Annotated in this window: 8 protein-coding genes; all 8 read left to right on the top strand. The window is 61.5% G+C overall.

Translation table 11 applies throughout. The annotated features are described in order from the left end of the window. Nucleotides 1–7 precede the first annotated feature (7 nt). A complete protein-coding gene (locus ACFMO5_RS00115) occupies nucleotides 8–1,048 on the top strand; it encodes an L-threonylcarbamoyladenylate synthase (protein ID WP_376790745.1) in 1,041 nt (346 codons plus the stop codon). A 232-nt stretch (nucleotides 1,049–1,280) separates the two neighbouring features. After that, complete coding sequence (locus ACFMO5_RS00120; RefSeq protein WP_376790739.1) at nucleotides 1,281–1,994, top strand: DUF72 domain-containing protein; 714 nt, start codon at nucleotides 1,281–1,283, stop codon at nucleotides 1,992–1,994. Between the two features lie 385 nt (nucleotides 1,995–2,379). After that, nucleotides 2,380–3,465: a Vms1/Ankzf1 family peptidyl-tRNA hydrolase gene (locus ACFMO5_RS00125; RefSeq protein ID WP_376790740.1), complete on the top strand. Its 1,086-nt coding sequence runs from the start codon at nucleotides 2,380–2,382 to the stop codon at nucleotides 3,463–3,465. A 672-nt stretch (nucleotides 3,466–4,137) separates the two neighbouring features. Beyond that, a complete protein-coding gene (locus tag ACFMO5_RS00130; RefSeq protein ID WP_376790746.1) occupies nucleotides 4,138–5,199 on the top strand; it encodes an LCP family protein in 1,062 nt (353 codons plus the stop codon). 207 nt (nucleotides 5,200–5,406) lie between these two features. Further along, a complete protein-coding gene (locus ACFMO5_RS00135) occupies nucleotides 5,407–6,021 on the top strand; it encodes an RNA polymerase sigma factor (RefSeq protein WP_376790741.1) in 615 nt (204 codons plus the stop codon). 6 nt (nucleotides 6,022–6,027) lie between these two features. Then, nucleotides 6,028–6,291 carry an anti-sigma factor family protein gene (locus tag ACFMO5_RS00140; RefSeq protein WP_376790742.1) on the top strand — a complete coding sequence of 88 codons (264 nt, stop codon included), beginning with the start codon at nucleotides 6,028–6,030 and terminating at the stop codon, nucleotides 6,289–6,291. 147 nt (nucleotides 6,292–6,438) lie between these two features. Beyond that, on the top strand, nucleotides 6,439–8,703 hold the full coding sequence (locus tag ACFMO5_RS00145) for a glycosyltransferase family 39 protein (RefSeq protein ID WP_376790743.1): 2,265 nt from the start codon (nucleotides 6,439–6,441) through the stop codon (nucleotides 8,701–8,703). A 92-nt stretch (nucleotides 8,704–8,795) separates the two neighbouring features. Next, nucleotides 8,796–11,468 carry a hypothetical protein gene (locus ACFMO5_RS00150; protein ID WP_376790744.1) on the top strand — a complete coding sequence of 891 codons (2,673 nt, stop codon included), beginning with the start codon at nucleotides 8,796–8,798 and terminating at the stop codon, nucleotides 11,466–11,468. Nucleotides 11,469–11,786 lie beyond the last annotated feature (318 nt).

Genomic DNA, 11,786 nt, shown 5'->3' on the forward strand with positions numbered 1-11,786 from the left:
CGAGGTCGTGACGGTGGACCCTCAACATCCGGATCCCGAGGTCATCGCCCGGGCGGCCGGGATCCTACGGGCGGGCGGGCTGGTGGCTTTCCCGACCGAAACCGTTTACGGGCTGGGTGCGGATGGCCTGAACCCGTTGGCCCTCGCCCGCCTGTTCGAAGCCAAGGGGCGGCCGGCCACCGACCCGGTGATCCTTCATATCGCAGACCTGGAGGCCCTGCCTCAACTGGCCCGGGAGGTTCCTCCTTCCGCCTGGACGCTCGCCCGACGCTTTTGGCCCGGCCCGCTGACCCTGGTCCTGCCGAAACAAGCCATCGTCCCGGACCTCGTCACAGCAGGCCTGCCCACGGTAGCGATCCGGATGCCGGCGCATCCGGTGGCCCTCGCCCTGATCCGGGCCGCCGGGACGCCGATCGCCGCGCCCAGCGCCAACCGGTTCGGCCACACCAGCCCCACCACCGCTCAGCATGTGTTGGAGGACCTAGGCGGCCGGATCGAACTCATCCTGGATGCCGGGCCCACACCCATCGGGGTGGAATCGACGGTGATCGACCTCACCCGGCCGATCCCTACGATCCTACGGCCGGGCGGGCTCCCCCGTGAGGCGCTGGAAGCGGCCGTCGGGCCGGTGGCGGTGTTCGATCGTTCGGTGGCCGGCCCCGCCCCCGCACCAGGGCTGCTACCCAAGCATTACGCGCCGCGGGCCGAGATGGTAGTCCTGATCGGCCCCGGGGAATGGCTCCGCTCACGCCTCCGCGAGCTGGCGCTCCGTTATCTCCAGGAAAGCTATCGGGTGGGCGTTCTGATCGCGGAAGAGGATCGTCCGGCGGTGGAGGATCTGCCCGTGGAGATCGCGGCCCTGGGATCCGAGAAGGATTTGGAGGGGATCGCCCGCCGGCTGTATCCGGCGATGCGGGAGCTGGACGGGCGGGGGCTGGATCTCATCCTGGCCCGGGATTTCGGGACGCAGGGGTTGGGCCTGGCGATCCGGGATCGACTGATCCGCGCCGCCGGCGGCCGAGTGATCAAGGAGGACGAGCCCTTATAAAAGCCCCAACTGCCTGAGCCTTGCATCCCCAAAACTCCACGGGTCAAGCACGAGCGCTTCTTCCAGGTTTGGGGTTGTGGGGGCTGGGGCCGCCTTCGGCGGCCTCAGCCCTTCAAGATTTCTTCTCCTTTTCCCCGCAGCCCAAAGGGTTGCGGGGAAAAGGGAGAAAGGGGGAAGGGCCCATTCGCCTTTCCCTATGCATATCCCAAAAACGGATGGAAAAGGCACGAGCATGTTGCATATCGGCTGCTGTGGATTTCCGAAGGCGCGCGCCGTCTACTTCCGGACCTTCCGGGTCGTAGAGGTCCAACAGACCTTTTATGACCCACCGCAACCGAGGACCCTCCAGCGCTGGCGGGAGGAGGCCGGACGCGATTTCATCTTCACCATGAAGGCATGGCAGCTGATCACCCATCCCGCCAGCAGCCCGACCTACCGTCGGCTCCGACGTCCCCTGGCACCGGAGGAGCGCCCGCTGGCGGGCATGTTCCAAGCCACGCCGGTGGTCGAGCGGGGATGGAGCGCCACGGTGGCCTCGGCGAAGGCGCTGGGAGCCGCGGTGGTGCTGCTCCAGTGCCCGGCCTCCTTCACCCCTACCCCAGAACACCTCCGAAACCTCGAGGCCTTTCTGGATCGGATTGGGGATGTTCCCTTCCGGGTGGCCTGGGAGCCTCGAGGGGATTGGCCGGAGGCGACCATCCGTTGGATCTGCGAGCGCTATGGGCTGATCCACGCGGTGGATCCCCTCGCGCGTCCTCCGGTCACGGAGGAGATCGCCTACTTTCGCCTCCACGGGCGGACCGGGTATGCCTACCGCTATACAGATGCCGACCTAGAGGAACTCTGGGCCCGCTGTCAGGGATTCCGGGAGGCCTTCGTGTTGTTCAACAACGTGTCGATGTGGGAGGATGCGCTGCGTTTCCAGCAGCTGGTGAGCTCGATGTAGTACTTCTTTCACATCGAATTCGGAGTTACGCCATTGGTTTCCTCACAGGGTCTTGGGGCACCCTTGGCGCCCAGCTCGCCCCAAAGGATTTTTCATTCTCCCTCCCCACGGCTCAAAGGGCCGTGGGGAAAGAATGAAGGGGGATGAAGCCCTTCGGCCTCCGCTCGCGGGCTCTGCACGGCGCGATTCCTGGTGTAAAATAAGGAATGGAAGCCGCGATGGCCGCCCGGAGCGGCCATCAGGGCCCTCAAAGCATGTGAATCCTCCCTCCCCAGGCCCTTTGTTAGGACCTTCCCCCCCAGTGGGATGAGGAGGGGACTTTAGGAAAATTTCCCACAGCCTCCCCTCCCCTCGATGTGCAAGAGAACTGGTTCGGGAGGTGGCCATGTTGAGCGAACGGGATCTACGGGAGCTGGCCGCTCTGGAAAGCCCCAATATCCCCATCCTGAGTCTTTACCTCGACGTGGATCCCCGCCGTCAAACCAAGGATCATTACCGGCTGAACCTGCGACACCTGCTGGAGCGTGTGGAAGATCAAGCCCCGCGGGCGGATTTGGAGGCCGTCCAACGCTTCGTCGAGCTGGAATATGATGGTTGTGGACGGGGCCTGGCCATCTTCTCCTCTCAAGGTCAGGGGTTCTGGCGGGCCTTCTCGCTGGCCGTGCCCACGCCGAACCTGGCCTTCGTCGGCCGCAGGCCCTATGTGTTCCCCTTAGCCAAACTCTGGGATGCTTATGGGCGCTTCCTGGTCGCGTTGGTGGATAAGACCCACGTCCGCTTGTTGTTCTACCAGATGGGCGAGCTCCAGGACACCTTGGAGCTACGCGGGGAACAGATCAAGCGGCACAAACAGGGTGGCTGGGGTGCGGAAAAACTGCAGCGGCATGAAGATGAGGTCGCCTATCGTAACTTGAAGGAGGCCGCCGAGCTGACGGCGGGCTTCTGCGAGCGGCATCAACCTCGCTATCTGCTCCTCGGGGGCGCGGACCCCACGGTGGTCGAGTTTCGGGAACTCCTGCCTCGGCCCTGGCGGGATCGCATCGCCGGGACCATTCCAGGCGATCGCATGTCGGATGAAGGTGAGATCCAGGAGGCCGCCCTGCGGATCCTTCAGCAGGCCGAGCGCGCCCGGGAATCCGCCCTTGTGGATGCGGCAATCACTGCGGCGGCCAAGGGAGGCAACGGTGTGATCAACCTGGATGACACCCTGGGGGCAGCGGCGGAGGGGCGGGTGCAGGTGTTGCTGGTGGCCGATGGCTTTCACGCGCCGGCCTGGCGGTGCAAGGGCTGCGGCTTCCTCACCGCCACGCCACGCGCGACATGCCCCTTCTGCGGCGCGGCCTTCGAACAGCTGCCGGACGCCGTGGACTGGTTGATCGCTACGGTCCTGGAGAACGGAGGTCAGGTGGAGATCGTGGAAGGCCATCCCCGATTGCAGGAAATCGGAGTCGCTGCCCTGTTACGATATTAGTGCCTGGGTACGCCATGGGGGAGGGGCCGTTTGTAGTCGGGCACTTAAGCACCCGTTTTGGGTAGTCTCCCCTATCCCCTAAGAATCCCCAGGGGAAACTGCTTGAAAGTGGATTCAGCGCTATCGAAGAAGCCATAGGATTTGTTTTTGGGGTATGCAGGTGGGAAGACGGGTGGCCCCCAGCCCCAAAAGGAAACTGCTGGAGAGCGCATGGGGTCATACCCCAAGATCAAATCTGGAAGGAGCAATAGTGCTTTGGGGGGTCGGGGGCTGGGTCAAGGCCCTTCGGCCCCCAGCCCCGCCCCCGAAAGAATTTCCCCCTCCCAGCGGCCCAAAGGGCGGTGGGGAGGGGGTTGAGGCCCTCCTCGATGGCCCGAAGATCAGGAGCAAAAGATGTAGACAAAGGACCAGCAATCTTTGTGCAGATCAGACGAAGAAGATAAAATCCTGGAGCGTGGGTTCGTCCGCGCTCCAGGATTTTTATAAACTTTATGCAAACCAAGTGATCACTCCATTCGGTAAGGGTGATTTTTTCTTCGTGGGGTGGGCCATTCCCCCGACCGCGTAGCCCCTTTGAAGTTTTTGACCGTCGGAGCTCGCCGCTACGGGAAGGGGTGACCGCCTGCGACCAATACGGGAAAAGCACAAGGAGGCAGAACGGACGTGGCACAGATGGCTTCGACTTCCACCCGCCCAGCTTCCACGGGGCGTTATTACCGGCTTTTCGCCGTGGTCCTGCTGGCCTCGACGTTGCTTTCTATCTGGTTGGGGATCGCCGTGGTGATGGCCGCCCGAGCCCAGCGCTGGCGGGCGATGGCCGGTATGGAGGAACCCGGCAGCGGCCCCCTGGGGCTTCCATCGATCTCCGAAGTTCGGCGCATGCTGAATCCCATCGAATGGCTGAACCCCGCCCCCGCTTGGCCGGTCCCCGGCCGCTTGAACATCCTGGTCCTGGGCGTGGACCGCCGGCCGGAGGAGAAGGAGATCCCGGTCCGCTCGGACGGGATCATGCTGATTGGACTGGATCCCATCAGCAACACGATTTCGGTGCTCTCCATTCCGCGAGATCTCTACGTTCCGATCCCTGGGCTGGAGGAGCGGGGGATCTCTCAAAGTAGGATCAACACTGCTTGCTTTTATGGGGATTACTACTCCCTGGGCGGGTGCGGTGAGCTGGCCAAGCGAACAGTCGCCTACAACTTCGGTGTCCCTGTGCATCGTCACGTCATTTTGGATTTCAATGGTTTCAAGAAGATCATCGATCTCGTGGGCGGGATCGATGTGGATGTGCCACGGACCATCGTGGACAATGCATATCCGACCGATGACTATCGCACGGAGCGTCTGGTGATCCCGGCCGGGCGCATCCATATGGATGGGGAGCTGGCGCTGAAGTATGTGCGGACCCGCCATGCGGACAGCGATTTCGGACGCCTCAAGCGCCAGCAGCAGGTCTTGATGGCCTTGCGGGCGAAGGTTCTCTCGTTCCAGACATTGCCCCAGATCCCGCAAATCCTCCAGACCTTAGGGAACTCGGTGCAGACGGATCTCACGATCCCGGAGATGCTGGCGATCGCTCAATTCGCCCGGGGGGTACCGGAGGAGCGCATCCGTCTGTTGACGGTGGAGCCTTCTATGGTCCGTTCGTGGCAAACCCCCAGTGGCGCCGCTGTCCTGATCCCCAACCGACAGGCCCTGGCCGCATTGATGGAGGCGTTCAATTGGGAACGGTAATTCTCATGCTTTGTCCATGGGGGATCCTCTGGGGTTAGGGACTGCCTTCAGCGGCCCCTAACCCCAGAAGGCTTTTTCTCCCCTTCCCGCAGCCCAAAGGATGCAGGGAGGGGGAAGAGAAGCCATCCGTTCCTCCGTCGCAAATCCCCTGAACTTAAGCAGACAAAGCACTCGGGGAGCAGGGAAACCGGAGGAGAGGTTCGGACGATGTCGGGCGTTCGCCGCCTCGAAGGGGAGCTCTCGGAAACGGATCTGCTCGCCGCGCTGCGACGGGGCGATCGTCAAGCGTTCACGGCTGTGATCGACCGGTGCGGTGATACGGTCTATCATGTCGCCTATCGGCTGCTGGGCAGCCGTGAGGAGGCGGAGGACGTGCTCCAGGAGACGTTCCTCCAAGCCTTTCAGCACCTGAAGAACTTCCGCGGGGAGGCCCGGCTGTGTACCTGGCTCTATCGGATCGCCTACAACTTGGCCCTGATGCGGCTGCGCCGCAAAGAGCCGGAGATGGTGTCCATCGACCAGCCTGTCCTCCTGGAGGACAACGAGGAGGTCCCTCGGGAGTTATTCGACTGGTGCTGTCTGCCGGAGGAGGAGCTGCTGCGCGCCGAGCTGCGATCGATGCTGGATGAGGCCATCCGCAGTCTGCCTCCGAGCCTGCGGACGGTGTTCCTGCTGCGGGATGTGGAAGGGCTGTCCACGGAAGAGGTGGCCGAGATTATGGGCATCTCCACCGATGCGGTGAAGACCCGATTGCATCGCGCCCGTTTGCAACTGCGGGAACGGCTGTCCCGATATTTCGCTGACGAGTTAGCGGAGAGGTGACGCCGGATGTCTGTGTCGAAGCGCTGTGGGGAGTGGCTGAATCAGATCTCCCTCTATCTGGATGGGGAGCTCGCGGAGCACCTGTGTCGGGAGCTGGAGCAGCACCTGGCAGAATGCCCCGATTGCCACGTGGTGTTCAACACGACACGACGTACCATCGAGCTCTACCGACGGTATGGCCGGGTCTCGATGCCGGAGGGCGCTCGGGAACGCTTATTCCGGGTGTTGAAACTGGAGGATCTATTCCAGGGTAAATCGGGGTCGGAATGATCGCGGTCGGTTTCCTCCCGGAGGCTTTGGGGCAAAGCGGAGCTCCCTGAGCGCTCGGCTCCACTTCTTCACGTCCCTTTCTCGCATTACCGTGTGGCGTGGGGAAGGCAGGCCGTGATCGCTGCAAATTCAACAGACAGAGCGGGAATGAAAACCCAAGGAGAGCGCATATTCCTCGCCGTCCTCTCTCTCTGCTTTCTCAGTCTGAGCATCGCCTATCAGCTGGCGACCCCAATTGGCGAAGCTCCTGACGAACTGTCCCATTTTCGTGTTATCGCTTACCTGGTTCGCCACCGCTCATGGCCGGTCGTTCGGGAACATCGCCCAGACATCCCCCATGAGAGCACCCAATTCCCGCTTTACTATGTTCTTTCAGCCGTAGCCACAGGATGGGTCCATTTTGATGAACAAATCATACGGGAGGAGCTTAATCCTCACCACATAGGCGCCCCAGCTCCGCCTCCGGAAGGATGGGTAAACCGCAATTTTTTTGTTCATGATCCGACGGAATTCCAGAACTGGAAAGGAGAATTCCTGGCTTTCCGGATCGCCCGTTTGATCTCCTCATTCGCTGGTCTGATTGCCATCCTGCTGGTCTATCGATTGGTGCGACGGATCCTGCCCGAGCGGCCCCGAGCGGCCATGGTCGCCGCTGCCCTGATGGCTTTCCACCCACGATGGATTTCGCTTGCTTCCAGTGTGAGCAATGATGCCATGATGGTCGCTGGATCCGCCCTGGCTCTGAACGCAATCGTGGATTACATTCTCTGCCCTTCCTGGAAGCAAGCCGGATGGATGGGTCTGGCCTTGGGATTGGCCCTTTTGGCCAAGGCCTCCAATATCGGCCTAATCCCCCTCTGGGTCCTGGTATGGGTGTTAACGAATCCGCCTCGGCGATCTTGGCGGGCGCGGGGGGGCGAGCTGGCCCTGAGCCTGTTGGGGATCCTCCTCCTAAGTGGAGGGTGGCTGGCGTGGAACATTCTCCTTTACCGGGATCCGCTCGCTTTCCGGGCTCATCTAATGTTGATCCACTGGGAGCGTCCGGAACCGCCGGCGTGGGGAGATTGGATCCAGATCTTCCTCCGGGCACGCGAGACAGCGGTTCTGTCTTTCGGGGGCGCTGAGGGGATCATCGCTGAGCGATGGGTCTATACAATTTGGGATCTCTTTCTACTCCTCACAGGGGCTCGGATCCTCTACCAGGGATGGAGACTCCGCTTCCACTGGCGATCGAATCGCTCCGAAAGCCTTCCGATCGTGATCCACGCCCTTTGGCTGGGAGCTGTGATCGTTGAATTCATAGCCTGGAACATCCGCGTGCAAGCCCCGTCGGGACGGCTCCTCTTCCCTGCCTTGCCTGCCTTCTGGTTGATCGTCGCGTGGGCCTGGGAAGGATTTCCCTCTGCCACATGGGGAAGGAGAATCTTGGGCGCCTGGTTGATCTATACAACCACGCTCTCCATCTTGGGGTTCTCCCGTTATCTATGGCCTGGCTTCCATCAGCCGCTTCGAACCATGGAGGAAGTCCCTGCCGATCTGGAACGCCTGGATTGGGTCTTTGAAGACTTGGAAGGCCCTCCCAACGAACCCCTGGTACGCCTGATCGGGTTTCAGGCGACTCCCCGTCGCTTGCTACCCGGCCAGGCGATCCGCCTGACCGCGTGCTGGGAGCTTCTACGGCCAGCCCGTCGCAATTATTCGTTCACCTATCAAATCTGGTCCGGCCCTGATCCCACTCGCGGCGAGCGGCTCGGGCAGGTGGACAGCTATCCAGGTATGGGCTCATGGCCTATGCGCTTCTGGCCGCCCGGCTCGGTGATCTGCGACACCTACCGCATCCTGCCATCCCCGCCGAGGGATACACCCACCATCGTATCCCTTTTGGTCGGAGTATATGATCGATCCCATCCGGATCTCCCCCGGCTGCCCCGTCACGGGGGGGAGGGATGGATTCCCTTCGCGAAAGTTCCACCACCGCCTCCTCCCTCAGGACCTGTTTCCTGGGAAGCGCGGTTTGAGCCGGGCATCCTACTGCTCACGCACAATATTCGGATCTCCGATCAAGGGGAAGGGATTAATGTCCATCTAAGGTGGAAGGCGACGGCCTTCCTGCCGCCAGACCTTCACGTGTTCCTTCATCTTCTGGATTCGGAAGGACGGTGGGTGGCTGGGGGGGATGGGCCACCTCGAGGCGGAGCGTATCCGACGGGCTGGTGGGAACCGAACGAGATCATCGAAGAGGAACGATGGATCAACCTGCCCCAGCCGTTGCCCCCCGGCACTTACCAGATTCGTGTCGGCTGGTATCATCTGAAGACAGGGGAACGCCTGCCCGCTTTTGATGCGATTGGAAGACCGATCCCGGAGTTCAGTGTTCCCCTGGGGGACTTGCGGATCCATCGTTCCCCTTGATCGAAGAAGACGGTGTACCCCCTGCGATCTGGGAATTCAAAGGACCGCGCTCCTTCAGCAAGAAGCCCGAGTTCTAAACGTTGCATTGAGCGATGAAAACGCTGCGGGATCTGGGAATGCTTTGGGTTCTCATCGGGCTCATCGCCTGGTGGGAGGGTCTGAATCAACCAGGCCTGCCCCAGGATGGGGATGCCCTGCTCCATGCGTATCGCGCGCTCGAGATGACCCGGATGTGGCGGGCGGGCATCCTATATCCCCGATGGGCACCGGATCTTGCGGGCGGGGTCGGTTACCCGCTGTTTATGTTCCATGCTCCCCTGTTCCCTTGGTCCGTCGCCGCCCTCTCTGTCGGGTTAGGGCTGTCGATCGAACGAGCGATGAAGTCTACCCTGATGATCGCTACACTGGCGGGGAGCCTGGGGACGTATCTCCTAGCCCGGCGATGGCGTCTGAGCCCCGCCGCTGCAATGACGGCCGGCCTCGCCTTCGGCTATATGCCGTTTCAGCTCCAGCAGGGAAACTACCCTCAATACCTCGCGATTACATTGCTGCCTTGGCTGCTGATTAGCATTGATGGTGCGTTACGAAACGGCGGATTCGTAAGACGTTGGTTTTTTGCCCTCACCGTCGCACTCTTGGGCTTCAGTCATAATCTCACCGCATGGATGGGATATCTGCTGGCTTTTTCGTATGTCCTCTTCCTGGGAGTTGCCATTGGCTTCAACAAGAAGCGCTTAGGGAAGATGCTCATTGCTTTCGCGCTGGGGCTGGGCATGGCGCTTCCTTACTTGGGCCCTTCCATCATCGAAATCCCATGGGTCCACCTGGAGCGTGCCCGCACCGGCGTTTACGAGATCACCCACCATTTCCGGAGCCTATCCCAGCTCCTGCAATTACCCCCCATCCGAGACGAGCGTTGGGGGAATCGTCCCCTCAACCTAACCATCGGATTGCATCAGGCCCTTCTGGCCCTCCCCTCTCTCGCTTGGGGGCTCCCCTGGCGTCGCAGGACCCTGCGGGTTGAGGCGATATGGGGATGGCTGGTTGGCCTGACGCTGATCTTCTTGATGACGCCAGCCTCCCGCCTGATCTGGATGCTCCTCCCGGCTCTCTCTTACTTGCAATTCCCTTGGCGCTGGCTAGGCCCGATGGGGATGATCGCTGCCCTCCTCATTGCTTTCTCCATTGAAACCGTGAAACCTTCTATCCGCTGGCCCGCTGCTTTCACAGCCTCACTCCTGCTCATCCTGGGGACGCTGGGGTTCGTTTACGATGGCGGATCGCGCGTTCCCTTCACCCAAGTGACCCTCATGGACCTGCATCGCTATGAGCGGGAGCAGCTGTATCCTGGCCTCACCGCCACCGGTGAACTGTTCCCAAAATGGGTGGAGGGGTGGCCGGAGCCGATCCCGGAGGTACTGGAGGCATATGCACGAGGCGAAGAGCCGAATCGCTTGGATCGAACGATGCTTCCCCCTCAAGCGACAGTGCGGATACTTCACCTGGCCCCTCTGGACCAGAGCTGGGAAATTCATGTGCCCTTCCGTACCCCAATTCGCTTTGGAGTCCTTGGATACCCTGGCTGGGCGATCACTGTGGATGGCCAGCCTGCTCCCATGTGGGTAGAGGCACGTACCGGCTGGCTCTGGTCGGAGATCCCAGCTGGAACCCATCATATCCGCCTGTGGTTCCCTGGACGGTGGGCTTGGCGCTTCTTCGATGGCCTCGCCATCGGGCTCTGGTTGGGATGGCCCATATTGGCGATCTTCCGGCGATGCCGGATCCAGCATGTTGCCTCCGTGATGCGTAGGGAGAGGATTAGGGGACATCGGAGCCAGATGCCTCCATGGGGGGGCCTTGGGGCTGCCCTTCTGTTTCTGCTCGCCATCGGCCTCCGTCTCCCTTACCGCTTGTGGATGATCACGCGTGTGCCGCTCGATCGTCCTCCTGGCGTTGACCTTGCGATTCAGACAGACTTCGAGGGTCGAATCCGGCTGGTGGGCTACGAGATCGATCGCTGGGTTGTATCCCCAGGGGAGACGGTGCGGCTGACCTTGTGGTGGCGCCCTCTAGTCGACTTGGATGAGGACGCGCACGTTTATGTCCATGGCATCCCGGCGGATCAGCCATTCTCACATATCCAGGCCTTCCAGAGCGACCATGTTCATCCAGGCGATCTGCCCACTCGACGGTGGGATCCGGAGAAACACTATCGCGATGACCATGTGCTGCAGATCCCACCGGACATCTCCCCCGGTCCCTATCGGATCCGCGTGGGATTGTATGGTGGACCAGCCGGCCAGCGGTGGCATGCTGGAAGCCCTGAGGCGGATGGAGTAGACTTGCCGCGCGTATTGATCGTCCGACGGGCCGTTCGGAACCTTCCATCTGCTGTCTCCTTTGGAGGGCTGCTTCAACTGAACGGCGTGGAGTGGTCCACAGGAGGCCAGGCCGGCGAGTCGATCAAACTGTGGCTGAGCTGGCGAGTCTTAAGGTCGCTGAATTCAAATTACACGCTTTTCGTTCATCTCGTGAGCAAGGAAGGACGGCTGGCCGCCCAGCAGGATCGGCTCCAGCTCACATCGATGTGGCCCGTCGGAGAAGATGTCCCCCTGAGGGTGGAACTTCCCGCCCCTCCACCTGGGCGCTATCGCGTTCGCCTCGGATGGTACCTCTGGCCATCCATGGAGCATCTCCTTGTTCAAACCCCATCGGGGGACAACCCAGGATGGGAGCTCCCATTCGATCTTAAGGTGGACCAGTGATGGAGCCCAACGCTGCCCCAGACCGGTTGGAAATTGTAGATGCTCTGTTGTCATGAAGCTTAAAAATTAACTCGCCCATAGAGGTTTGGGGCGAGCTGGGCGCCTTCGACGCCCGGCTCGCCTCCAAACCATCATTTCTCCCCCCTCCCCGCGGTCCACGGGGTTGTGGGAAAGGGGGATCCAGGGGTGGGGCTTCCCACTTCCCTCATGGCGTATCCTCAGCCTGGAAGGTGCAGCTACAGAGGAGGTCATCCCAACTCGCAGTGACGAGCTTTCGATCCGTGGAATTTCTGTGAGGGGCGGCCGCTTACGCGGCCG

Source organism: Thermoflexus sp. (genome assembly GCF_042408365.1).
In the GTDB taxonomy this organism is placed as follows: domain Bacteria; phylum Chloroflexota; class Anaerolineae; order Thermoflexales; family Thermoflexaceae; genus Thermoflexus.

Coding starts and splice junctions, on each gene's coding strand:
- ACFMO5_RS00120 (WP_376790739.1), top strand. CDS start 1,281: ATGTTGCATATCGGCTGCTGTGGATTTCCGAAGGCGCGCGCCGTCTAC.
- ACFMO5_RS00125 (WP_376790740.1), top strand. CDS start 2,380: ATGTTGAGCGAACGGGATCTACGGGAGCTGGCCGCTCTGGAAAGCCCC.
- ACFMO5_RS00130 (WP_376790746.1), top strand. CDS start 4,138: ATGGCTTCGACTTCCACCCGCCCAGCTTCCACGGGGCGTTATTACCGG.
- ACFMO5_RS00135 (WP_376790741.1), top strand. CDS start 5,407: ATGTCGGGCGTTCGCCGCCTCGAAGGGGAGCTCTCGGAAACGGATCTG.
- ACFMO5_RS00140 (WP_376790742.1), top strand. CDS start 6,028: ATGTCTGTGTCGAAGCGCTGTGGGGAGTGGCTGAATCAGATCTCCCTC.
- ACFMO5_RS00145 (WP_376790743.1), top strand. CDS start 6,439: ATGAAAACCCAAGGAGAGCGCATATTCCTCGCCGTCCTCTCTCTCTGC.
- ACFMO5_RS00150 (WP_376790744.1), top strand. CDS start 8,796: ATGAAAACGCTGCGGGATCTGGGAATGCTTTGGGTTCTCATCGGGCTC.